Origin of the sequence: Blautia sp. MB18-30 (genome assembly GCF_023669475.1) — a bacterium.
GTDB lineage: Bacteria > Bacillota > Clostridia > Lachnospirales > Lachnospiraceae > Blautia_A > Blautia_A fusiformis.
Genome location: NZ_JAMOYY010000048.1, coordinates 1 through 22,256, shown reverse-complemented (window position 1 = coordinate 22,256; position 22,256 = coordinate 1). Strand labels below are relative to the sequence as shown.

Genomic DNA, 22,256 nt, shown 5'->3' with positions numbered 1-22,256 from the left:
GAAAAATATAGATAACTGTCGTATTATACATAAGGGAGTGCTTTTAAAAAGAGAAAAAAATGAAATGGAGGAACAAATGTATGAAAAAGGTGTATGGATTGATCAGAAGACTTGGTGCAAATTCGAAATACAAAGGATATTTTTTCGTTGCGGAAGCGGTAAAGATTTCCATGGGGTATCAGTATAAACCATTGCGGATCACAAAGGACATTTATCCATGCCTGGCGCGGAAGTACAGATCAACACCTACCAATATTGAGCATGATATCAGAACAATGGTAAATGTGTGTTGGGAAGGAAATAAAAAACTGCTGGATGAGATTGCAGGATATCCTCTGGAATACAAGCCTACCAACAGTGAATTTATTGATATGCTTGCGTATTACCTGAGGGAAATAGAAGAAGAGAATTGACTATAGCCTTTCAAAAAGAATCTGATTCCTGGACAGAAAGCTCAGGATCATATCATCCCAGAGCTGCTCCGGGCGTTTATCCATAGAGAATGTTTTAAGAGAGGTTCCGGTAGTACAAAGAAGGCTGTTATTTTTAAATTGAAGATTTAAGAATAGTCCGTCTATCTGTTCGGAGGAAATTCCGAAATCTGTATTTCTCATTGCAGCTTCAACTCCACTCCGACTTAAATGCAGCACGATCCTGAAGCTTAAGGGCGTACGCTTGCCGCGGATCACAGACCAGCAGAAAGGTCTGATGTCCTTCCAGAGAGAATGTGTCCGGCCGTGCTCTGTGAGTCTGTTCATGCTGTCTGTATCAAAAAAATCTTTCTGAAGCCTGCCATCAATGGTAAAAGTATTAAAAGTAGTCACAGTCGCTTCGGACAGACAGAATTTGTCAAATACTTCTCCTATAAAAAGTTTGTTTGTGAAATCCCGGATATCTGTGATCTTTAATGCAAGCATGCCGCACTTCCTTTCTTTTATGTGATCGCGTGTAGACATTATATCTCAGATAAAGAAAAAAGGACAGACTTTTTAAAAAACTCTTTTCAAATATCTGTTTATGTGATACGATAGATGTGGTATTGAATACTACATATAATGGAAAAGAGGACGATATAATTGAGCTATAAGATTGCGATAGATAGCTGTGGGGAGCTTTTAGATGAATGGAAAAATGACGGCAGGATTGAATCCATACCACTGACGCTGACGGTGGGCGGTGAGAATATTATAGATGATGAGAATTTCGATCAGAAAGATTTTTTAAAGAAGGTTGCGGCCTGCCCGGAATGCCCCAAGTCTGCATGCCCTTCTCCGGAACGCTATATGAAGGCATATGAGTGTGATGCGGAACACATTTATGCGGTGACGCTATCGGCAGAATTGAGTGGTTCCTATAACAGTGCGATTCTTGGAAAAAACCTGTTCCTGGAAGAGCAGCCGGAGAAAAAGGTTCATGTATTTAATTCCAAATCTGCATCCGGTGGTCAGAGTCTGATTGCCATGAAGATCGTGGAGTGTGAAGAAAAGGGACTTTCTTTTGAAGAAGTAGTAAGTGAAGTAGAGAAATATATTGAAGAGATGAACACATTTTTTGTGTTGGAGAATCTGGAAACTCTGCGCAAGAACGGACGTTTGGGCAGAGTGAAAGCTCTGGTGGCCAGTGCACTGAAGATCAAGCCGGTTATGGGAGCTACTCCGGAAGGAACGATCTGTCAGCTGGATCAGGCCAGAGGCATGAATAAAGCAATCGTAAAAATGGTGGATCACATTGGAGAGAAGGGGATCAACATCCCGGAAAAGACAGTTGCCATCACTCATTGCAACTGTCCGGAAAGAGCGAAGATGCTGGAGGAGGCTATCCGTGAGAAACTGCACCCAGCAAAGATCGTAGTTATGGATACTGCCGGTGTCAGCAGTATGTATGCCAACGATGGTGGCGTTATCGTAGCAGTCTGATCAGAGAAAATCTCCAGTTCAGAAAATTATCACATTTCTTCAGGGAGTTGCCGCTTTTCTTTTGAAAACAAGTGTGCTATAATGAACGAAGTACTGAAGCGGCAAAGGAGAAAGACAATGAGCCAGAAGAAAGTTGACAAATATAAAAACAACAAATACTCGCGAAACAGTGCCCTGAAGAAGGAACGCGCAGAATTTGTACTTGAGATGGCGGCATGGATCCTCATCGCGGTTCTGCTTGTAGGCTGGATCGGATATTCCGCATATGCCAAGATCCAGGCGAAGGAAGCCAGTGTGAAGGTGGATACTGTGATGGATACTTCTGCATTGACAGATTATATTTCCGGATTATCTTCAGACAGTGCGGAATAGAAAACACATATGAAATGATGGGTTCCCGGGATGTGTTGAAGCATCCCGGGGATTTTTATATACAGGATAAATATAATGCAATAAAAAACGGGTCTGCCATAAAGCAGCCCCGTTTTGACTTATACGTTTTTTATGGTTATAGAATTATAACTTTGTAACGTTAGCAGCCTGCATTCCGCGAGCGCCCTCTGTTAAGTCGTAGGATACAGCCTGTCCTTCTTCAAGAGATTTGAAGCCTTCACCGTTGATAGCGGAGAAGTGTACGAATACATCCTGTCCGTCCTCACCTGTGATAAAACCATAACCTTTTTCTGCGTTGAACCATTTTACAGTTCCCTTGTTCATTTTGTGTTACCTCCATAAAAATAAAAAAAATTAAAATAGCCTTCTGATGATAATAAAAAATCACCAGATTTTACAGACTATATTCATGTAAATATAATCTCTAAAAACTAGTGATTTTACATTAAATATTTTGCCATGCTCTGATTATATAACCCGTGTTTTGAAATGTCAAGGAGAAAATTCCAACAATTCCGGGGTGTAAAAAGGGGCGAAATTGCTTTGTAAAAAAAATCTTTATAAATAGAGAGATTTCGTGTATGATATAGGAGAATACAAGCGGATTGAAGGATCTGCTTTGAAAATACAGGATGAGAGGAGAACAGAAATGGGGATTCTGATTCGAGGAGGCCGGATCGTGGATGCGGCTACAGATACGGATAAAACAGGCGATATTTATCTGGAAGACGGAATCATTGCGGAAATAGGCCAGAAGCTGAAAAAGAAAGACGGCGACCGTGTGATCGATGCGAAAGGAAAGCTGGTCATGCCGGGAATTATCGATCTTCATGTCCATTTTCGTGATCCGGGCCAGACACACAAGGAAGATATCAAGAGTGGTGCTGCTGCGGCAGCACGTGGTGGTGTGACAACTGTAGTTGCTATGCCAAATACAACTCCCACTATTGATAATCCGGACCGGGTAAACTATGTACATAACAAGGCGGCGCAGGTTTCCGGTATTCATGTACTTCAGGCAGGTGCAGCCACCATGGGAGAAAAGGGTACTGAACTTGCAGATATTGCCGGAATGGTGAAAGCAGGGATCCCGGCAGTGTCCGAGGATGGTAAATCTGTGATGAATACAGCACTTTGTAAAGAAGCAATGAGGATCGCAGCAGAATGTGGCGTGCCGTTTTTTGACCATTGTGAAGATATCGATCTGCGTGGAGATGGATGCATGAATGAGGATGAGAACGCCAAAAGACTGGGGCTTCCCGGAATCTGCAATGCAGTGGAAGATACCATTACAGCCAGAGATATCATTCTGGCGCTGGAGACAGGAGTCCATCTTCATCTCTGCCACTGTTCCACTTATGGGGATGCCCAGATGATGAAGATCGTAAAAGAGAAAGGATACGACAATATCACAGCTGAGGTATGCCCGCACCATTTTATCCTTTCATCCGATGATATTAAAACAGATGACCCGAATTACAAGATGAATCCGCCGCTCCGTACACCGAAGGATGTGGAAGCACTGAAACAGGGCCTGAAGGACGGTACCATCGAGGTGATCAGCACGGACCATGCACCGCACAGTGCACAGGAAAAAACAGGTTCTATGAAGAATGCACCATTTGGGATCGTAGGTCTGGAAACAAGCCTTCCGCTCACCTATACAGAGCTGGTGGAAAAAGATGTGATCACACTGAAACAGATGGTTGAGAAGATGTGCCTGAACCCGGCGAAAATCCTCGGGCTTGACAGAGGAACTCTCCAGAAAGGCCATCCGGCAGATGTGATCATCGTGGATACGGAGCAGGAGTATGCTATCGATAAAAATAAATTTGTTTCCAAAGGACATAACACACCGTTTGATGGCTGGAAAGTAAAGGGAAAAGTGCTTTATACCATCTGTGACGGAAAAATTGTATTTAATAACCAGGAGGAGAAAGAATCATGATTAACAAACTGATCAGCAATATCCGCAAAACAAATGCACCAATCGTTGTAGGACTGGATCCTATGCTGAATTATATTCCGGAGCATATCCAGAAAAAGGCTTTTGCAGAGTTTGGGGAGACTCTGGAGGGCGCTGCAGAAGCAATCTGGCAGTATAACAAAGGAATCGTGGATGCGACCTTTGATCTGATCCCGGCAGTGAAACCACAGATCGCCATGTATGAGCAGTTTGGTATCCCGGGACTGATCGCATACAAGAAAACGGTTGAGTATTGTAAATCCAAAGATCTGGTTGTGATCGGTGATATCAAAAGAGGTGATATCGGTTCCACATCTGCAGCATATGCAGTTGGTCACTTGGGACAGGTTCAGGTAGGCTCAAAAAAATATGCAGGTTTTGATGAGGATTTTGCAACAGTCAATCCATACCTTGGTTCTGATGGTGTGAAACCCTTTATGGATGTATGCAAGGAAGAGAAAAAGGGTATCTTTGTTCTGGTCAAAACTTCCAATCCATCAAGTGGTGAGTTCCAGGATCGTGTCATCGACGGTCGCCCGCTCTATGAGCTGGTAGGTGAGAAGGTTGCACAGTGGGGCGATGAGCTTATGGGTGATGGATATAGTTATGTTGGTGCTGTTGTAGGTGCGACCTATCCGGAAATGGGAAAGGTATTAAGAAAGATCATGCCGAAGACATTTATCCTTGTTCCCGGATATGGTGCTCAGGGTGGAAAGGGCGCAGATCTTGTCCATTTCTTTAATGAGGATGGACTTGGTGCTATCGTAAACTCTTCCAGAGGAATCATCGCTGCATATAAGCAGGAGAAATATAAAGAGTTTGGCGCTGAAAATTACGCAGATGCTTCCAGAGCGGCAGTAAAAGATATGATCGCGGATATCAGCGGTGCGCTGGAGAACAGATAATACAGGAGGCATTTTATGAGTACATCAGAAAGTAAAAAAACAAAAAAGCCCTGTAAGATACTCAGCCAGGAATGTATTGGTACAGATATTTACAGTATGTGGCTGGATGCAGGTGAGATTGGAAAAAATGCAGTGCCGGGACAGTTTGTATCACTTTACAGCCGCAATGGCGGTAAGCTTTTGCCAAGACCCATCAGTCTCTGTGAGATCGATAAAGCAGAAGGAAAACTGAGACTGGTATATCGCGTTACAGGAAAAGGAACCGGTACGGAGGAATTTTCCAGACTTCATGCAGGGGTCCCCATTGAGACTATGGGACCTCTGGGAAATGGTTTTCCGCTGGATGCAGTAAAAGGCAAAAAAGTATTTCTCATGGGTGGAGGAATCGGAATCCCGCCAATGCTGGAAACTGCTAAACAGCTGGACGCAGAAAAGATCATGGTTCTCGGATACAGAGATGAGCTGTTTTTAAATAAGGAATTTGAAGCTTATGGAGATGTTTATGTGGCAACAGAAGACGGCTCTGCAGGAACAAAGGGAAATGTTATGGATGCCATCCGTGAGAACGATCTTGAGGCAGATGCGATCTTTGCCTGCGGACCTGCCCCGATGCTCCGTGCCATCAAGGCATATGCCCTTGAAAAAGGAATTCCGTGCTGGATCTCCATGGAAGAGCGTATGGCCTGTGGCGTAGGCGCGTGTCTTGCCTGTGTGTGCAAATCCAAAGATGTGGATCCTCATTCTCATGTCCATAACAAGAGAGTATGTAAAGACGGACCTGTATTCCTGAGCACGGAGGTAGAGTTATGAGCAGAATGAATGTAAATCTTGCCGGCGTAGAACTTAAGAATCCGGTGATGACAGCATCCGGAACATTTGGTTCCGGAGCGGAATACAGTGAATTTGTGGATCTGAACAGACTTGGCGCAGTTGTGACAAAAGGTGTGGCAAATGTACCGTGGCCGGGAAATCCTACACCGAGAGTGATCGAGACAGCATCCGGAATGCTCAATGCCATTGGTCTTCAGAATCCGGGAATTGATGTTTTCTGTGAAAGAGATATTCCGTTCCTTAAAAAATATGATACAAAGATCATCGTCAATGTCTGTGGAAAATCTGCAAAGGATTACTGTGAGGTTGTAGAACGCCTTGGAAACGAGCCTGTGGATATGCTGGAGATCAATGTTTCCTGTCCGAATGTCAAGGAAGGCGGAATTGCCTTCGGTCAGAATCCGAAAGCGCTTGAAGAGATCACAAAAGAAGTAAAGAAATATGCAAAACAGCCGGTGATCATGAAGCTGAGCCCAAATGTAACCGATATTACCGAGATGGCGAAAGCAGCAGAAGCTGGCGGCGCAGATGTTCTTTCTCTTATCAATACCCTGACAGGAATGAAGATCGATATCAACAGACGTACATTTGCACTGGCAAATAAAACTGGCGGAATGTCCGGTCCTGCAGTAAAACCGGTAGCTGTCCGTATGGTATATCAGGTGGCAAATGCAGTATCCCTTCCTATCATCGGTATGGGAGGAATCGCATCTGCTGAGGATGCCCTAGAATTTATTATGGCAGGTGCTACTGCAGTGTCTGTGGGAACTGCAAACTTTTTTAACCCTTATGCTACTGTGGAGATCGCAGATGGTATTCAGGCATTTCTTGAAAAACAGAAAGTGGAAGACATCAATGAGCTGATCGGAGCAGTGAAATAACGGAGGATTGCCGTATTTGCAATTCTGTTGTTCATATGTTAGAATTAACAGGATAAATAAAGGGATTTTACACTGGGATTGCAGCAGAGTGTGGATCCTGGGTTTGTCGTATATATGAAAAACATGGAGGATTAGATAAATGGAACAGTATAAGCAGGAATTTATTGAATTTATGATTGACTGTAATGTCCTGAAATTTGGAGATTTTACTACGAAATCAGGAAGAAAGACACCATTTTTTGTAAATACAGGATTTTACCGTACCGGTGCGCAGCTTCGCAAGCTGGGACAGTATTATGCAAAAGCGATAGAAAGCAAATTCGGACTGGATTTTGATGTGCTGTTTGGACCGGCATACAAAGGAATTCCGCTTTCTGTAGCAGCAACTATGGAGATCAGTGAAATGTACGGAAAGGATATCCGTTACTGTTCCAACCGTAAGGAAGTGAAAGACCACGGAGATAAAGGAATTCTTCTTGGCAGCCCGATCCAGGATGGGGATAAGGTAGTGATCATTGAGGATGTTACGACTGCAGGAACATCCATTAAAGAAACACTTCCGATCATCAAAGCGCAGGGAGATGTAAATCCGATAGGTCTTGTGGTTTCTGTTGACCGTATGGAACGCGGCCAGGGAACAAAGAGTGCGCTCAAAGAGATCGAGGAAACCTACGGCCTTCAGACTACAGCTATTGTAACTATGGCGGAGGTTGTTGAGCATCTCTACAACAAAGAATACAAAGGCCGTGTTGTGATCGATGATAAGCTGAAAGCTGCCATTGATGCATATTATGACCAGTACGGCGCAGAATAATATTGTTATAAAAGGTCATAAAAGAGCGGCGGATTCCGAAGGTCCGCTTTTACTGGGAGGACGCAGCCTTATGAATGAAAAAATTTATAAAACTATGGCGAGCAGCGGGGCGGGAAGCCTTGCACTCGGTATTGTCGTTCTGGTGACGGGACTTGTCACAGGAATTCTGATGATCGTGAACGGTGCGAGACTGCTCAGAAGAAAATCAGAGATATTAATCTAATATGATCTGAAAAGCCGCACGTTGTTCCGTGTGGCTTTTCGGACTATTTAAGCAGGGGAGAATATTGGAAAAAGGGACAAAACGCAGAGTAAAAAAACTCGGGACAGCTTTTTTTGTATTGTATGTTCTTGTTCTTGTGTATCTTCTGTTCTTTTCCGAAGGATACGGAAGAGTGGCGGATGCAGAAAGAGAATACCGTTACAATCTTGTTCCGTTTGTGGAGATCAGGCGTTTCTGGACTTATCGAAAAATAGTGGGTACATTTGCGCTTTTCACAAATGTTTTTGGAAATGTGCTGGGATTTGTGCCATACGGATTTATTCTTCCGGTAATAACCGGAAAAATGCGAAATGGCTTTTTTATCATATTATCCGGCTTTTTTATCAGTCTGACGATAGAAGTGATCCAGCTGCTTACAAAAGTTGGCTGCTTTGATGTGGATGATATGATATTGAATACTCTGGGCGCAGCGCTTGGATATGGGATTTATGCAGTCTGCGACAGGATTAGGAGAAAAATTAATGGCAAGAAGATATAGATATGCATTTGCAAAAAAAAGAGAAGCTTCCAAGGGAAAATGGTCTGTAGGACTTGCGGCGGCTTCCCTCGTGCTGTTTATCGCGGCAGTTGTGCTTGCACTCTTTTTTGATGGAAAGCTCGGGGGCCTGATCGGCGGAACCGGGCTTTTTGCCATGCTGCTTTCTGCATATGGCTTTACACTGGGGCTTTCCAGCTTTTCGGAAGAAAACCGGAAACACAGGACGAGCATGGTCGGGTCTATTTTGAACGGAGTGATCCTGGTTATCTGGCTGGGACTTTTTTTATCGGGGGTATAACAGATGGATAAAAAAGAACGCTTAAAAAAACAGCTGGACTTTATTATGGAAATAGATAAAGTCAAGAATGTTTTCCGTCAGACATATCTTGCAGACGGAAAGCGGAAAGAGAATGATGCGGAGCATTCCTGGCATCTGGCGTTGATGGCGGTGCTTTTAAAGGAATATTCCAATGAGGAAGTGGATCTTTCGAAGGTGATTCCTATGGTACTGGCGCATGATCTGGTAGAGATTGATGCAGGTGATACCTATGCATATGATGAAAAAGGAGCGACAACCAAGGAATACAGGGAGAAGCAGGCAGCAGAACGGATCTATGGACTATTGCCGGAAGATCAGGGACAGTGGTTAAAAGCATTATGGGAGGAGTTTGAGGCTTACGAAACCCCGGAGGCGAAATTTGCCCATGTGCTAGATAATTGTCAGCCATTGTTTCTAAATGATGCTTCCAACGGAAAAAGCTGGGAAGAGCATCAGGTGAAGAAAAGTCAGATTTATAAGAGAAACCGGAAAACAGGAGAGGGTTCTGAAGTGATCTGGGAATATATGAAAGAACTCGTTGACAAACACATTGCCCTGGGGCATGTGATCGATGATGAAAAAGATGGGAGATGAAGTCTTGGAAGAATGCATGAAAGAACGTTATGGACTTGCGAAGGAACGGATCCGTGAGATCATAACAGAAGAAACCGTAAAAAAACCGTTTGGAGATTTTTTCAGAAACAGGGCAAAGTTTCTTTCCATGGCAGCAGATGTGATGGATGAGAGCGCAGCAGAGCTTACGATGGAGGCGTTGAAAGAGAGAAATCATTGCTTTTATCAGGATATCCTCCCGGAAAATTATGAAAGCAGCTATGGAAATCCGGCGTATGCAGTACAGCAGATGGGAGAATATGGAAAAGCCTTCAGTTTTCTGTATGCAGAGATCGCAGGAACTGTAGCTTATGCTCATGAGAAAAGGCTGTGGGATATGACTGTATCCATGGAACTGTTTCTAGAAGTATATTCTGCATTTTGTGAGGAAGAACTTCCGGAGGCGGCAACAGTGGAGGGGATTCTCCGTTCCTATGTAAATGATTACTGCCAGGATATGATGGAGCAGAGGATACGGGAAGGTGTAGATCCGGAGCTTGACTTTGCAGCAGATATCATCATGAATTCGGATCTTTCGGATCTGAGATATCTGTATCGCTATGGCGAGTTTGTTTCAGAGAATGAAACAGGAGTTGCAGAGTTTCTGAACTCCCTTTCTCAGGAAGAGATCGATAAGATGGCTTCTACCTATACAGAAGGCTATCGGATCGGATTTATCACCGGACGGAAGGATATCACAAAAAAGAAAACAGTAAATATCCGATATAGTCTTGGTTTTGAACGGATGGTAAAAGCAGCGATCCTCCAGTTTGAAAAAATGGGTCTGAAGCCGGTGATCTATCGCCATGCAACGCATGTGGTAAATAAGAGAGGCGCCGTGAGAGTAGGCTATACAGGCGGCGTTGCCAATCCGCAGTACGATTACGATCATCGTCAGGACAGTGCATTGTTCCTGGATGGGGATTTTGTTCAGCGAAAACTTCGTGCTATGCAGACCTCCTATGAGAAGTACAGAGAACTGGCAGAAGTACATGGCGGTCCGGCCTGCATTGATACATTTGGAGAAAATCCTTTCTCTCCGATAAGTAAACCGGAAGCTTATGCATTAAGCGAGACACAGCAGAAGCTTCAGACAGAACTTGACAATGAATCCGGACAGATCGTAAACCGATACATCAAAGGTGATGAGAGAAGTTTTACGATCATTGCATATCCGGTTCCTGAGATTGGTGGAAATTATGAGGAAATTTTCCGTGAGATCGTAAAGATCAATACATTGGATTACCATCTCTATCAGGAAATCCAGCAGACGATCATCAATACCCTGGATACCTGTGAGTGGGTGGAAGTCAAAGGACGTGGAGACAATGAGACGGATCTTCTGATCCATCTTCATGAGCTGACAGATCCGGAGAAACAGACGAATTTTGAGAACTGTGTGGCAGATGTGAACATTCCGGTGGGCGAAGTCTTTACATCTCCGCAGCTGGCAGGCACAGGCGGAATCCTTCATGTGAAAAAAGTATATCTGAACGGTCTTCAGTTCCGGGATCTGAAACTGGTATTTGACTGCGGCCAGGTTATTGATTACACCTGCTCGAATTTTAAAACCGAAGAAGAGAACCGGAAATATATTGAAGATAATATCCTCCACCACCATCCGAAGATCCCCATGGGAGAGTTTGCCATCGGTACAAATACCACAGCTTATGTGGCGGCGCTGAAATACGGAATTGCGGATAAGCTTCCGATCCTGATCGCAGAAAAAATGGGACCGCATTTTGCTGTGGGCGATACCTGTTACAGCTGGGCAGAGGATACACCGGTATATAATCCGGATGGAAAAGAGATCATCGCCAGGGATAATGAGATTTCCGAGATGCGAAAAGATGACGTAAGCCTTGCTTATTATGGCTGTCATACAGATATTACCATTCCCTATGATGAGCTTGGAAGTATCCGTGTGATCGATGATGAGGGAGAAATGCTTTCTATTATCGAAAACGGAAGGTTTGTTCTTCCGGGAACAGAGGAATTGAACCGTCCTTTTGAGAATCTTCCATTAAATAATAATATAAGTTAATTAGTAAATTTACAGTTTTTCCGATCGTATTGACAGAAAGTGAGAATATACGTAGAATAACCATAACAATAGTCAAAGGACACAGGCTAATATTCAGTTAGTGTACCATGAAAGGAGAACACAATGGCAAAAGTAGGAATTGTAATGGGTAGTGATTCAGATATGCCGGTTATGAGCAAAGCAGCAGATATCCTGGAGAAACTGGGGATTGATTATGAAATGAAGATCATTTCCGCACACAGAGAACCGGATGTATTTTTCGAGTATGCAAAGACAGCAGAAGAAAAAGGCTTCAAAGTTATCATCGCAGGCGCAGGAATGGCAGCTCATCTTCCGGGAATGTGCGCAGCGATCTTTCCAATGCCGGTGATCGGTATTCCGATGCATACAACCTCTCTGGGAGGAAGAGATTCCCTTTACTCAATCGTACAGATGCCAAGCGGTATCCCGGTTGCCACAGTAGCGATCAATGGTGGCGCCAATGCGGGACTTCTTGCTGCCAAGATCCTTGCAACTTCCGATGCAGAGCTTCTTTCCAGACTGAAAGCCTACAGTCAGGATCTGAAGGAGCAGGTTGAGAAGAAAGACGCAAGGCTTCAGGAAGTTGGATACAAAAATTACTAAATAAATCTTTTACCATAAAAATAAAAAGGTGTTGTCATAAGGAGGACATTATGGATTACAAGACTTCAGGCGTAGATATTGAGGCAGGATACAAATCAGTAGAGCTGATGAAAAAGCACATTGCCAAGACAATGAGACCGGAGGTACTTGGAGGAATCGGTGGATTCTCAGGTGCATTTTCCATGGAGAAATTCAAAGATATGGAAGAGCCTACTCTGGTTTCCGGAACAGACGGATGTGGAACCAAGGTTAAGGTAGCCATGGTTATGGACAAGCATGATACCATCGGAATCGATGCTGTAGCCATGTGTGTAAATGATATTGCATGTGCAGGCGGCGAGCCATTGTTTTTCCTGGACTACATTGCCTGCGGCAAAAATTATCCGGAAAAGATCGCAGAGATCGTAAAAGGTGTTGCAGAGGGCTGTGTACAGTCTGAGGCAGCTCTGATCGGTGGTGAGACAGCAGAGCATCCTGGACTTATGCCGGAAGATGAGTACGACCTTGCCGGATTTGCAGTAGGAGTCGTTGACAAAAAAGATCTTCTTACAGGAGAGGCCCTGAAACCAGGAGATGTCCTGATCGGTATGGCTTCCACAGGAGTTCACAGTAATGGATTTTCTCTTGTACGTAAAGTATTTGACATGACAAAAGAGTCTCTGGATACTTATTATGAAGAGCTTGGAACAACTCTGGGAGAGGCACTGATCGCACCGACCAGAATCTATGTAAAAGCGCTGAAGAGCATCCGAGAGTCTGGCGTGAAGATCCATGCATGCAGCCATATCACAGGGGGTGGATTCTATGAGAATATCCCACGTATGCTGAAAGAGGGAACCAGAGCTGTTGTCAAAAAAGACAGCTATCCGGTACTTCCGATCTTCAAGCTCCTTGCTGAAAAAGGAAATATTGATGAGCATATGATGTATAATACATATAATATGGGTCTTGGAATGATCCTGGCAGTAGATCCTGCAGATGTTGACAAAACAATGGAAGCTATCCGTAAAACCGGCGATAAGCCATATGTGGTAGGATCCATTGAAGAGGGAGAAAAGGGAGTGACCTTATGTTAAAGATCGGTGTTCTTGTTTCCGGTGGGGGAACGAATCTTCAGGCGATCCTGGATGCTATTGATGCAGGAGAGATCACAAATGCAAAAGTGGATATCGTGATCAGTAATAATGCCTCCGCTTATGCTCTGGAAAGAGCCAGAAAGCATGATATAGAGGCGGTATGCATCGCACCGAAAGACTATCCGGACCGAGAAGCTTTCCATAAAGCATTACTGGCGAAGCTTCAGGAAAAAGAGGTAGACCTGATTGTTCTTGCAGGATATCTGGTTGCGATCCCTCCGATGATGGTGGAAGCGTATCCCAACAAGATCATCAATATCCATCCATCTCTGATCCCGTCTTTCTGCGGAAAAGGTTTTTATGGACTTAAGGTTCATGATGCAGTTCTCGCAAGAGGCGTGAAAGTAACAGGCGCTACGGTTCATTTCGTAGATGCCGGAACGGATACAGGTCCGATCATTCTTCAGAAAGCAGTAAAGGTAAAAGACGGAGATACATCCAAGGAGCTTCAGAGACGTGTAATGGAAAAAGCAGAGTGGAAGATCCTTCCGGAAGCAATCAATCTTATCGCCAATGACAAGATCACAGTGACAGATGGAATTGTTTCTTTAAAGTAATCAGCAGACAGATGAAACAAAGGAGTAAACAGATGAAAGTATTAATCGTAGGAAGCGGCGGAAGAGAACATGCAATTGCATGGAGTGTTGCAAAAAGCCCGAAAGTTGACAAGATCTACTGTGCACCTGGAAATGCAGGAATCGCAGAGTATGCGGAATGTGCAGATATCGGAGCAATGGAATTTGAAAAACTGGCAGCCTTTGCCAAAGAAAAAGAGATCGATCTTACTATCGTGGGAATGGATGATCCTCTTGTGGGCGGAATCGTAGATGTATTTGAGGCAGAGGGACTGCGTGTGTTCGGACCGCGCAAAAATGCTGCTATTCTGGAAGGCTCCAAGGCTTTTTCCAAGGATCTTATGAAAAAATACGACATTCCTACAGCTGCTTATGAGAATTTTGATGATCCGGAAAAAGCTCTGGAATATTTAAGGACCGAGGCAAAATTCCCGATCGTTTTGAAGGCAGATGGTCTTGCTCTTGGAAAAGGAGTTCTGATCTGCCAGGATCTTGCAGAGGCAGAAGCTGGCGTAAAAGAGATCATGGAAGACAAAAAATTCGGAAATGCCGGAAATACCATGGTAATTGAAGAATTTATGACTGGCCGTGAGGTTTCCGTACTTTCTTTTGTAGATGGAAAGACGATCCGTACCATGACATCCGCGCAGGATCACAAGCGTGCGAAGGATGGGGATCAGGGGCTGAATACAGGCGGAATGGGAACATTTTCTCCAAGTCCGTTCTATACTCCGGAAGTAGATGAATTCTGTAAGAAATATGTTTATCAGAAAACAGTAGATGCCATGGCAGCAGAGGGACGTCCGTTTAAGGGAATCATTTTCTTCGGACTGATGCTTACTGCAGATGGCCCGAAGGTTCTGGAATATAATGCAAGATTTGGGGATCCGGAGGCACAGGTTGTTCTTCCGCGTATGGAGAATGATATCATTGAAGTAATGGAAGCCTGTGTAGACGGCAAACTTGATCAGATCGATCTGAAATTTGAGGACAATGCAGCAGTTTGTGTTGTTCTTGCAAGTGATGGATATCCGGTAAAATACGAAAAAGGTATCCCGATCCATGGATTTGAGAATTTTAAGGACAAAGACGGATACTACTGTTTTCATGCGGGAACCAAATTTAAAGATGGAGAAATCGTTACAAACGGTGGGCGCGTTCTTGGCATCACTGCCAAAGGAGAGACATTAAAAGAAGCCAGAAAGAATGCATATGCTGCTACAGAGTGGATCAGCTTTGCAAACAAGTATATGCGTCACGATATCGGAAAAGCTATCGACGAGGCTTAAGTTGGTCATTTTTCACAGGCACAGCTTGACGAAAACAGGGATTTCATTGTACAATAGTAACAACTATGAAACACAGTGAGTAGTTACGAACATGAAAAGCTGGATGCTGACAGGGCACAACAGGAACCAACCATTTTCCTTGATGAGGTGTCGCATCCAAGTGATGAGGCAGAGAGGACAGAAAAATGGGAATCAGTGTAGAAGAAGCAATCCATGAGCTCAGAAACAGGGAGGAAGTATTTGTTGCATATTCACAGGCAACCAGACTTCCATATGTGACCTGTGATGAAGAAACATTTAATGACCAGGCAAGGATTTTTGCCACAGAAGAAGAGATCAAAGAATATGGTAAACAGCTCCTTGAGGATAAGATCCTTCTTATGGGCATGAAATATGAGAAAAAAGACTATCCAAGACTGTATGGTACGCTGTACGCGATCGGAGTGAACAGTGTGATCTGGATCGATGGAGAAGAGAAGATCGAGATTGAGATCGGAAAGATCGCAAACCAGAGAGATATGAGTAAGATCGAGCCGTCAAAGAGACCGCTTCTGAATCCGTCACTTGAACTTTCCGGAATCTATTTTATGCAGGAATTGCGTCGTCCGGTAAAACAGGAAGAGCACAAGAATATCCGTGAGCTGGAAGAAGAGCTGATAGCCAATCTGCGTAAGGCAGAATTCCTGATCGCGATCAATGCAGAGCAGGAAGAAGATGGAAAACTCCATATTCCGTATCTGAAAAATAAAGAGGATAAGATCATGCAGCCTGTGTTTACAGATGTTATGGAATTTGAGAAATTTGGAAGAGGCAAGAATCTCCGTGTTGCGAAAGTGACTATAGACAAACTTCCGAGCCTGATGATTCCGCAGGCAAACGCTTATGTGGTAAATCCAATGGGATTTAATCTGGTTCTTAACAAAGAACAGATAGAGAAGATTGCAGGGATCAGTAAATAAAAACAAAAATCACAGCAGGCTGCCAGGATGAAACTGTGCAGCCTTTTGCTGTTGTAGAGGAGAGATTACCCTATGGTGATAGAAATCGATTTTAACAGTGATGAGGCAATCTATATGCAGATCACCAATCAGATCATAATGGGGATCGCTACATCAAGGCTTCATGAAGGGGATACTCTGCCTTCTGTACGGCAGCTTGCAAGCATTGCAGGAATCAATATGCATACTGTGAATAAGGCATATGCGCTGCTTCGTCAGGAAGGCTTTGTGACTATTGACAGGCGAAAGGGAGCGGTGATCTCCATAGATGCAGATAAGGTCAGAGCACTGGAAGAAATGAAACAGAATCTGACAGTAGCAATGGCATGGGGATGCTGTAAAAATGTAACAAGAGAAGAAGTCCATCAGCTGGTGGACGAGATTTTTGACGAGTATGACACAGACAGATAGGAGGAGACATCATGCAGGAACGATATACAAAACAGGCAGAGAATGTTCTTGCTCTGGCAAAAGAGGCAGCCAGCTCCTGCGGACATAGTTATATCGGCACGGAGCATCTGCTGGTCGGGCTTGTAGAAGAAAAGGAGGGCACAGCAGGAAGAGTTCTGGAGGAGTTTGGGATCCAGGCTGATAAAGCGATGGCTCTGATCGATAAACTGATCGCACCGCCGGGAAATACGGCTGTTTCACAGAAACCGGGATTCAGTCCAAGAACCAGAAGAGTTCTTGAGGGTGCATATGCAGAAGCAGAATCCATGCGTTTTGAGGAAGTCGGGACAGAACATATTCTGCTGGCAATGTTGAAAGAAACAGACTGTGTGGGTACCAGACTGCTGTACACAATGGGTGCCAATATCCAGAAGCTTTATGCGGCAGTGCTGACAGCTATGGGAATGGACAGCGATGCCATTGCGGAAGAATTCCAGGCTGTAAAAGCTTCAAAGGGAAGAAACAGCAGTGTAACACCAACTCTGGATCAGTATAGCCGAGATCTGACGGCCATGGCAGAAGAAGGTAAGCTGGATCCTGTAGTGGGAAGGGATAAAGAGATTGCCAGACTGATCCAGATCCTGAGCAGAAGAACAAAGAACAATCCCTGCCTGACTGGAGAACCGGGAGTAGGAAAAACGGCTATTGTAGAGGGACTTGCACAGCGGATCGTCACAGGAATGGTACCGGATACTGTGAAGGATAAGCGGGTTGTAGTTCTGGATCTTTCCGGAATGGTCGCAGGAAGTAAATATCGCGGTGAGTTTGAAGAACGTATCCGAAATGTGATCGATGAGGTAAGCGAACAGCAGGGAATATTGCTCTTTATTGATGAGATCCATACGATCATCGGAGCCGGTGGAGCGGAAGGTGCACTGGATGCTTCCAATATCCTGAAACCGTCTCTTTCCCGTGGAGAGATCCAGCTGATCGGAGCAACGACACTGGAAGAATATCGGAAATACATTGAAAAGGATGCAGCGCTTGAACGGCGTTTTCAGCCTATCATCGTGGAAGAGCCTACAGAAGAGGAGGCTGTTGAAATCCTGAAGGGGCTGCGCCCATATTATGAAAAACATCATGGTGTAGAGATTCTGGATGAGGCCCTTGAGGCGGCTGTAAAAATGTCCGTTCGTTATATCAATGACCGGTTTCTTCCGGATAAAGCCATTGACATTATTGATGAGGCAGCGTCGAAAGTACAACTGGCGGGATATCGTCCGTCTCCGAAAGCAGAAGCACTGGAAAGAGAGATCCACGATATTCTGAAACAAAAAGAACAGGCAGTCATAAATGCAGATCTTGAAGGTGCAAAAACAGCACAGGCAAAGCAGAATGAGGCGGAAGCAGAATTGGAAAAGATCCGAAGAAAGGCGGAGCGGAAAAATAGGAAAAATCCACTTACAGTTGATGAAGAGGCAGTTGCCGGTATTGTGTCTGACTGGACAAAAATACCTGTACAGCGTCTGACAGAGGGGGAATCCCGTAAGCTTGCAAATTTGGAAAAGGTTCTGAAAAAACGTGTGATCGGACAGGATGAGGCAGTTTCTGCAGTTGCCCGTGCGGTAAAAAGGGGAAGAGTAGGATTAAAGGATCCGGCAAGGCCTATAGGTTCTTTCTTATTCCTGGGACCTACCGGAGTGGGAAAAACGGAGCTTTCCAAAGCGCTGGCGGAAGCTGTATTTGGAAGTGAGCAGGCAATGATCCGTGTAGATATGTCCGAATATATGGAAAAACATAGTGTTTCTAAAATGATCGGATCGCCGCCCGGATATGTAGGCTATGAAGAAGGTGGACAGCTCAGCGAAAAAGTGCGCAGAAATCCATACAGTGTCATTCTTTTTGACGAGATTGAAAAGGCTCATCCGGATGTGTTTAATATTCTTCTGCAGGTACTTGATGATGGTCATATTACAGATGCTCAAGGCAGAAAAGTGGATTTTAAGCAGACGATCATTATCATGACTTCCAACGCAGGTGCGCAGATGATCATGGAACCGAAACATCTTGGATTTATGTCCGGAGATACGGAAAAGCGTGATTATGAACGTATGAAGTCCGGAGTGATGGAAGAAGTGCGGCGGATGTTTAAACCGGAATTTCTGAACCGGATCGATGAGATCATGGTATTCCATTCTCTGAATAAAGAAAATATCAGGAAGATCGTTACTATTCTTTTGAAAAACCTGGAAAAACGCTGTCAGGAACAGCTGGATATCATACTGAAAGTTACCGGAGCAGCTAAAGATCTTATCGCAGATGCAGGCTTTGACAGTAAATACGGTGCAAGACCGCTGCGTCGTGCGATCCAGACAAAGATTGAGGATGAGATGGCAACAGAAATCCTTGAAGGTCGGATCAAAGCCGGTGATACCGTACAGGTGAAGGTCAAAGACAAGAAAATCTACTTTGAAGTAAAAGATGCGGAGAAAGCGTAAGAATTTTATTACTTTCTATAGCCAAAAAAACAGAAATAAGTTATAATTAACAAAATTAAAACTATACAACGAAAGATTTCAGGAGGACATAAGATCATGGCAGTGGTACAGGAATTGATCCGCACAGAAGATAATGGGACTATCAGTTTTGGAGATTATGAATTAAATCAGAAATCCAAATTGTCGGATTATCAGTATCAGGGAGATATGTATAAAGTAAAAACATATAAGGAGATCACCAAACTTGAGCGTAATGGAATGTTCGTATATGAGTCTGTTCCGGGAACCAGTGTGTTCCATCTTCAGCAGGATGGAACAGCAATGAGTTTTGAGGTTCAGGGCTTTGAGGATTCTCAGATTACTGTTGAACTGGAAGCTGAGACAGAGTATCAGGTATTTATTGACGATGTAAGTACAGGTACAATGACCACAAACCTGGGCGGCAAGCTTTCTTTCAGTGTTGAACTGGATGCGAACACCAAAGCAGAAGTTAAAATTGTAAAATGCTAAAAAATAAAAAAACGGTTTATTTCTGTCAGGAATGCGGGTATGAATCAGCCAAGTGGATGGGGCAGTGCCCGGCATGCAAGGCATGGAATACTTTTGTGGAGGAAACGGTTTCTTCCAAAAAATCTTCCTCAGGGAGTATTAAAACTACACAAAAGAAAACGGAGCCTGTAGTTCTGAAAGATATCAGTCTTTCTTCAGATGAACGTCAGAGCTGCGAAATCGGTGAACTTGACAGGGTGCTGGGAGGCGGAATCGTCCCCGGCTCCCTTGTTTTGGTAGGTGGAGATCCTGGTATTGGCAAGTCTACATTGTTGTTGCAGGTGTGCAGAAATTTATCTTCACAGGGGATTTCTGTTTTGTATATTTCTGGTGAGGAGTCTCTCAGACAGATCAAGCTCCGGGCAGATCGGCTTGGAACGTTTAATGATAAACTGAAACTGCTCTGTGAGACGAATCTTGAAAATATCCGGGAGATCATTGAGCGGACGAAACCAGATGTAGCTGTTGTGGATTCTATCCAGACGATGTTTCATGAAGATATTTCGTCTGCGCCGGGAAGTGTTTCTCAGGTGAGGGAATCTACCAATGTACTGATGCAGATCGCTAAGGGTATGGGAGTGTCCATTTTTATCGTGGGTCATGTGACCAAGGAGGGAAATGTGGCAGGTCCTCGTGTACTGGAACATATGGTAGATACTGTGCTTTACTTTGAGGGAGACAGGCATGCTTCTTACCGGATCCTGCGTGCGGTGAAAAATCGTTTTGGTTCTACCAATGAAATTGGTGTTTTTGAGATGCAGAATTCCGGACTTGAAGAAGTGAAGAATCCTTCTGAGTTCCTTTTGAATGGAAGACCGGAGAATGCTTCGGGGTCTGTTGTTGCATGTTCTATGGAGGGGACGAGACCGATTTTGGTGGAGATCCAGGCTCTGGTGTGTCAGAGTAATTTTGGAATTCCGAGAAGAACAGCAGTTGGTACGGATTTTAATCGTGTGAATCTTTTGATGGCGGTTCTGGAGAAGAAGGCGGGAGTTCATCTTGCTGCTTCGGATGCTTATGTGAATATTGCGGGTGGCATGAAGATGACAGAGCCGGCGATCGATCTGGGTATTTGTCTTGCTATTATTTCCAGTGCGAAGGAGATCGTGATCCCGGATTCTGTGATGGCGTTTGGTGAAATTGGTCTGAGTGGCGAGGTTCGTGCAGTGAGTATGGCCGGACAGCGTGTGCAGGAAGCGAAAAAGCTTGGGTTTGAGACGGTGATACTTCCTGAGGTGAACCGGACGGCTACAGAGAGTATTAAAGGAATTAAATTGGTTTATGTGGCTGGGATCCGGGATGCGATTTCTTTTATCAGAGGGTTGTGAGTTCCCGGCAGGTTATTTTGAATATGATCATGTGGTCAGCCGCTGTATGGTTTGTACGGCGGCTGTGTTTGGGTTAATAGATAAAAAACATAGATGATAGTAAGGGAAAGGCTGGTGTTGGTTATGGGTATTGGTAATATTGGAAATATTGGAAATATGATGAAGGTTATGAATGCATGGAATACATTTAAACAGAATCATCCGAAGTTTCCGGCATTTTGTAGTGCGGTTTCCCGGCGTGGGATTCGTGAGGGGAGCATTCTTGAGGTGACGTATATTAGCCCTGAGGGTGAGAAGCTGACTACGAATATTAAAGTGCAGGCCAGCGATCTTGAGTTGCTGAGAGAACTTTCTGGTGGTAATTGAGTTGAGCAGATAGCGAATGTTGATTATATATTGTATATGTCTGTTTGACGGGTGTTTTGGTTCCGGTGTCTGGCAGTGTTGGAACTGCCGGGTGCCTTTTTTTTGTTGGGATGGAGAGGGACGCCAGAGGGAGGTGGCATCGGTCCGGGGAGTGGATGCAGGCGGGGGTGTTTTTGCGGTTTTGTGGGGTGGATGGAGAGGGACGCCAGAGGAAGGTGGCATCGGTCCGGGGGTGGATGCAGGCGGGGATGTTTTTGGGGTTTTGAGAGGTGGATGTGGTTGAGGGACGCCAGAGGAAAGTGGCATCGCTCCGGGCAGGGACTCCGTCGGGGGATACTACTAGGGCTCCGGGAGACGGCTAAAAGCATTGCGGCAGGGCCAGAACTCGCCTGCGGCTCAGACAGCAGACCCTGCCGCAATAACGCCGTCTCCCGCAGCCCAAGTAGTAATCACCCCTCCTCCGCAGCAGCCCGGCCCGATGCCACCTTCCTCTGGCTGACGTTTCCAGCCGACAGGAAAAAACATGCGGGGGATGAAAGCGGACTGGGCGTCCTGTCCTGAAATGTCAGACTGGTACAGAATATTCCTATAAGTATCGAAGAATACAGAAACGGGATCGGCCCAGCGTATCACCATAAATATCGAAGAATACAGGAACTAGATCGGCCCAGTGTATCACCATAAATATCGAAGAATACAGGGACCAGATCGGCACAGCGTACCATCATAAATATCGAGGAATACAGGGAGCAGATCGCAGATCGGCACAGCGTACCACCATAAGTACCGAAGAATACAGAAACCAGATCGGCACAACATTCCATTTTGAGTACCGCAGCATACAGACAAAAGTCAACAACGCAGCACACACAACAACGAAGAATTACTTCCGTGCCCAAGAGGGTGGGGGTGCAGGGGGAGGCCTTCGGGCTACGGAACTCTGAGATGGCCTTCCCCCTGCATATTCCCGCATTGAAAATGCGACCGGCGTAGCGCCATACAGCGAAGAGTCTTATTAAAAAACAACACATATAAAATAATAAACAGGAAGATAATAAACA

At 44.6% G+C, this 22,256-nt stretch carries 26 protein-coding genes; 24 read left to right on the top strand and 2 right to left on the bottom strand.

From position 1 onward, the window contains the following. Positions 1–80: 80 nt before the first annotated feature. Positions 81–413 (top strand): sporulation initiation factor Spo0A C-terminal domain-containing protein, encoded by a 333-nt coding sequence (locus NCY57_RS14935; RefSeq protein ID WP_022426218.1) that lies wholly within the window; start codon positions 81–83, stop codon positions 411–413. On the opposite strand, the gene NCY57_RS14930 is transcribed toward NCY57_RS14935, so the two are convergent. Further along, positions 414–917: a DUF5721 family protein gene (locus tag NCY57_RS14930; protein WP_022426217.1), complete on the bottom strand. Its 504-nt coding sequence runs from the start codon at positions 915–917 to the stop codon at positions 414–416. Between the two features lie 159 nt (positions 918–1,076). On the opposite strand from NCY57_RS14930, the gene NCY57_RS14925 reads away from it, so the two are divergent. Together NCY57_RS14925 and NCY57_RS14920 are read left to right on the top strand one after the other, a co-directional pair. Then, positions 1,077–1,916 (top strand): DegV family protein, encoded by an 840-nt coding sequence (locus tag NCY57_RS14925; protein WP_021650968.1) that lies wholly within the window; start codon positions 1,077–1,079, stop codon positions 1,914–1,916. A 117-nt stretch (positions 1,917–2,033) separates the two neighbouring features. Next, a complete protein-coding gene (locus NCY57_RS14920; protein WP_015525893.1) occupies positions 2,034–2,288 on the top strand; it encodes a hypothetical protein in 255 nt (84 codons plus the stop codon). Positions 2,289–2,432: 144 nt separating this feature from the next. Here the strand turns inward: NCY57_RS14920 and NCY57_RS14915 are convergent, their stop codons facing one another. After that, positions 2,433–2,633, bottom strand: coding sequence for a cold-shock protein (locus NCY57_RS14915; protein WP_015525894.1), 201 nt, complete (start codon positions 2,631–2,633; stop codon positions 2,433–2,435). Between the two features lie 325 nt (positions 2,634–2,958). Here NCY57_RS14915 and NCY57_RS14910 point away from each other — a divergent pair, with 325 nt between their 5' ends. The 21 genes from NCY57_RS14910 to NCY57_RS14810 all read left to right on the top strand — a co-directional run bounded on the left by NCY57_RS14910 (position 2,959) and on the right by NCY57_RS14810 (position 21,478). Next, the gene (locus NCY57_RS14910; RefSeq protein ID WP_015525895.1) at positions 2,959–4,257 is read left to right on the top strand and encodes a dihydroorotase; all 1,299 of its coding nucleotides are present in this window, start codon (positions 2,959–2,961) and stop codon (positions 4,255–4,257) included. Next, positions 4,254–5,180 (top strand): orotidine-5'-phosphate decarboxylase, encoded by a 927-nt coding sequence (pyrF, locus tag NCY57_RS14905; protein ID WP_021650965.1) that lies wholly within the window; start codon positions 4,254–4,256, stop codon positions 5,178–5,180. Before NCY57_RS14910 ends, pyrF begins: the two co-directional genes overlap by 4 nt. A 15-nt stretch (positions 5,181–5,195) precedes the next feature. Further along, positions 5,196–5,990, top strand: coding sequence for a dihydroorotate dehydrogenase electron transfer subunit (locus NCY57_RS14900; protein ID WP_118516101.1), 795 nt, complete (start codon positions 5,196–5,198; stop codon positions 5,988–5,990). Next, entirely contained in the window at positions 5,987–6,892 is a 906-nt protein-coding gene (locus NCY57_RS14895; RefSeq protein ID WP_330605211.1) for a dihydroorotate dehydrogenase, read from the top strand. The genes NCY57_RS14900 and NCY57_RS14895 overlap by 4 nt, the downstream gene beginning before the upstream one ends. A gap of 139 nt (positions 6,893–7,031) precedes the next feature. Next, positions 7,032–7,706: an orotate phosphoribosyltransferase gene (gene pyrE, locus NCY57_RS14890; RefSeq protein WP_015525899.1), complete on the top strand. Its 675-nt coding sequence runs from the start codon at positions 7,032–7,034 to the stop codon at positions 7,704–7,706. A 70-nt stretch (positions 7,707–7,776) separates the two neighbouring features. After that, positions 7,777–7,929, top strand: coding sequence for a hypothetical protein (locus NCY57_RS14885; protein ID WP_022426215.1), 153 nt, complete (start codon positions 7,777–7,779; stop codon positions 7,927–7,929). Positions 7,930–7,993: 64 nt separating this feature from the next. Next, positions 7,994–8,467: a VanZ family protein gene (locus NCY57_RS14880; protein WP_022426214.1), complete on the top strand. Its 474-nt coding sequence runs from the start codon at positions 7,994–7,996 to the stop codon at positions 8,465–8,467. Beyond that, on the top strand, positions 8,451–8,765 hold the full coding sequence (locus NCY57_RS14875) for a hypothetical protein (RefSeq protein WP_015525901.1): 315 nt from the start codon (positions 8,451–8,453) through the stop codon (positions 8,763–8,765). Before NCY57_RS14880 ends, NCY57_RS14875 begins: the two co-directional genes overlap by 17 nt. A 3-nt stretch (positions 8,766–8,768) precedes the next feature. Beyond that, positions 8,769–9,380 carry an HD domain-containing protein gene (locus NCY57_RS14870; protein ID WP_250789798.1) on the top strand — a complete coding sequence of 204 codons (612 nt, stop codon included), beginning with the start codon at positions 8,769–8,771 and terminating at the stop codon, positions 9,378–9,380. Further along, the gene (locus NCY57_RS14865; RefSeq protein ID WP_373152524.1) at positions 9,361–11,442 is read left to right on the top strand and encodes an aminopeptidase; all 2,082 of its coding nucleotides are present in this window, start codon (positions 9,361–9,363) and stop codon (positions 11,440–11,442) included. Before NCY57_RS14870 ends, NCY57_RS14865 begins: the two co-directional genes overlap by 20 nt. Positions 11,443–11,565: 123 nt before the next feature. Continuing rightward, a complete protein-coding gene (gene purE / locus NCY57_RS14860) occupies positions 11,566–12,066 on the top strand; it encodes a 5-(carboxyamino)imidazole ribonucleotide mutase (RefSeq protein WP_015525905.1) in 501 nt (166 codons plus the stop codon). A gap of 50 nt (positions 12,067–12,116) precedes the next feature. Next, the gene (purM, locus tag NCY57_RS14855) at positions 12,117–13,142 is read left to right on the top strand and encodes a phosphoribosylformylglycinamidine cyclo-ligase (RefSeq protein ID WP_015525906.1); all 1,026 of its coding nucleotides are present in this window, start codon (positions 12,117–12,119) and stop codon (positions 13,140–13,142) included. Further along, complete coding sequence (gene purN / locus NCY57_RS14850; protein ID WP_015525907.1) at positions 13,136–13,759, top strand: phosphoribosylglycinamide formyltransferase; 624 nt, start codon at positions 13,136–13,138, stop codon at positions 13,757–13,759. The genes purM and purN overlap by 7 nt, the downstream gene beginning before the upstream one ends. 32 nt (positions 13,760–13,791) lie before the next feature. Beyond that, positions 13,792–15,066, top strand: a complete 1,275-nt coding sequence (gene purD / locus NCY57_RS14845; protein WP_022426209.1) for a phosphoribosylamine--glycine ligase — start codon at positions 13,792–13,794, stop codon at positions 15,064–15,066. A 185-nt stretch (positions 15,067–15,251) separates the two neighbouring features. Next, a complete protein-coding gene (locus NCY57_RS14840) occupies positions 15,252–16,025 on the top strand; it encodes an SseB family protein (RefSeq protein WP_015525910.1) in 774 nt (257 codons plus the stop codon). Between the two features lie 72 nt (positions 16,026–16,097). Then, positions 16,098–16,475, top strand: a complete 378-nt coding sequence (locus NCY57_RS14835) for a GntR family transcriptional regulator (RefSeq protein ID WP_015525911.1) — start codon at positions 16,098–16,100, stop codon at positions 16,473–16,475. 11 nt (positions 16,476–16,486) lie between these two features. Further along, complete coding sequence (locus NCY57_RS14830; RefSeq protein WP_110101980.1) at positions 16,487–18,952, top strand: ATP-dependent Clp protease ATP-binding subunit; 2,466 nt, start codon at positions 16,487–16,489, stop codon at positions 18,950–18,952. 96 nt (positions 18,953–19,048) lie between these two features. Beyond that, positions 19,049–19,462 carry a hypothetical protein gene (locus NCY57_RS14825; protein WP_015525913.1) on the top strand — a complete coding sequence of 138 codons (414 nt, stop codon included), beginning with the start codon at positions 19,049–19,051 and terminating at the stop codon, positions 19,460–19,462. Continuing rightward, a complete protein-coding gene (gene radA, locus NCY57_RS14820) occupies positions 19,456–20,829 on the top strand; it encodes a DNA repair protein RadA (protein ID WP_118368569.1) in 1,374 nt (457 codons plus the stop codon). Before NCY57_RS14825 ends, radA begins: the two co-directional genes overlap by 7 nt. A 123-nt stretch (positions 20,830–20,952) precedes the next feature. Next, positions 20,953–21,195 (top strand): hypothetical protein, encoded by a 243-nt coding sequence (locus NCY57_RS14815; RefSeq protein WP_015525915.1) that lies wholly within the window; start codon positions 20,953–20,955, stop codon positions 21,193–21,195. A gap of 16 nt (positions 21,196–21,211) precedes the next feature. Continuing rightward, a complete protein-coding gene (locus NCY57_RS14810) occupies positions 21,212–21,478 on the top strand; it encodes a hypothetical protein (protein WP_250789796.1) in 267 nt (88 codons plus the stop codon). The last annotated feature ends 778 nt before the right edge of the window (positions 21,479–22,256 follow it).

Excerpts from the sequence above, each read along its gene's own strand:
- NCY57_RS14935 (WP_022426218.1), top strand. The coding sequence starts at position 81 with ATGAAAAAGGTGTATGGATTGATCAGAAGACTTGGTGCAAATTCGAAA.
- NCY57_RS14930 (WP_022426217.1), bottom strand. The coding sequence starts at position 917 with ATGCTTGCATTAAAGATCACAGATATCCGGGATTTCACAAACAAACTT.
- NCY57_RS14920 (WP_015525893.1), top strand. The coding sequence starts at position 2,034 with ATGAGCCAGAAGAAAGTTGACAAATATAAAAACAACAAATACTCGCGA.
- NCY57_RS14915 (WP_015525894.1), bottom strand. The coding sequence starts at position 2,633 with ATGAACAAGGGAACTGTAAAATGGTTCAACGCAGAAAAAGGTTATGGT.
- NCY57_RS14910 (WP_015525895.1), top strand. The coding sequence starts at position 2,959 with ATGGGGATTCTGATTCGAGGAGGCCGGATCGTGGATGCGGCTACAGAT.
- pyrF (WP_021650965.1), top strand. The coding sequence starts at position 4,254 with ATGATTAACAAACTGATCAGCAATATCCGCAAAACAAATGCACCAATC.
- NCY57_RS14900 (WP_118516101.1), top strand. The coding sequence starts at position 5,196 with ATGAGTACATCAGAAAGTAAAAAAACAAAAAAGCCCTGTAAGATACTC.
- NCY57_RS14895 (WP_330605211.1), top strand. The coding sequence starts at position 5,987 with ATGAGCAGAATGAATGTAAATCTTGCCGGCGTAGAACTTAAGAATCCG.
- pyrE (WP_015525899.1), top strand. The coding sequence starts at position 7,032 with ATGGAACAGTATAAGCAGGAATTTATTGAATTTATGATTGACTGTAAT.
- NCY57_RS14885 (WP_022426215.1), top strand. The coding sequence starts at position 7,777 with ATGAATGAAAAAATTTATAAAACTATGGCGAGCAGCGGGGCGGGAAGC.
- NCY57_RS14875 (WP_015525901.1), top strand. The coding sequence starts at position 8,451 with ATGGCAAGAAGATATAGATATGCATTTGCAAAAAAAAGAGAAGCTTCC.
- NCY57_RS14870 (WP_250789798.1), top strand. The coding sequence starts at position 8,769 with ATGGATAAAAAAGAACGCTTAAAAAAACAGCTGGACTTTATTATGGAA.
- NCY57_RS14865 (WP_373152524.1), top strand. The coding sequence starts at position 9,361 with ATGAAAAAGATGGGAGATGAAGTCTTGGAAGAATGCATGAAAGAACGT.
- purE (WP_015525905.1), top strand. The coding sequence starts at position 11,566 with ATGGCAAAAGTAGGAATTGTAATGGGTAGTGATTCAGATATGCCGGTT.
- purM (WP_015525906.1), top strand. The coding sequence starts at position 12,117 with ATGGATTACAAGACTTCAGGCGTAGATATTGAGGCAGGATACAAATCA.
- purN (WP_015525907.1), top strand. The coding sequence starts at position 13,136 with ATGTTAAAGATCGGTGTTCTTGTTTCCGGTGGGGGAACGAATCTTCAG.
- purD (WP_022426209.1), top strand. The coding sequence starts at position 13,792 with ATGAAAGTATTAATCGTAGGAAGCGGCGGAAGAGAACATGCAATTGCA.
- NCY57_RS14840 (WP_015525910.1), top strand. The coding sequence starts at position 15,252 with ATGGGAATCAGTGTAGAAGAAGCAATCCATGAGCTCAGAAACAGGGAG.
- NCY57_RS14835 (WP_015525911.1), top strand. The coding sequence starts at position 16,098 with ATGGTGATAGAAATCGATTTTAACAGTGATGAGGCAATCTATATGCAG.
- NCY57_RS14830 (WP_110101980.1), top strand. The coding sequence starts at position 16,487 with ATGCAGGAACGATATACAAAACAGGCAGAGAATGTTCTTGCTCTGGCA.
- NCY57_RS14825 (WP_015525913.1), top strand. The coding sequence starts at position 19,049 with ATGGCAGTGGTACAGGAATTGATCCGCACAGAAGATAATGGGACTATC.
- radA (WP_118368569.1), top strand. The coding sequence starts at position 19,456 with ATGCTAAAAAATAAAAAAACGGTTTATTTCTGTCAGGAATGCGGGTAT.
- NCY57_RS14815 (WP_015525915.1), top strand. The coding sequence starts at position 20,953 with ATGGGTATTGGTAATATTGGAAATATTGGAAATATGATGAAGGTTATG.
- NCY57_RS14810 (WP_250789796.1), top strand. The coding sequence starts at position 21,212 with ATGTTGATTATATATTGTATATGTCTGTTTGACGGGTGTTTTGGTTCC.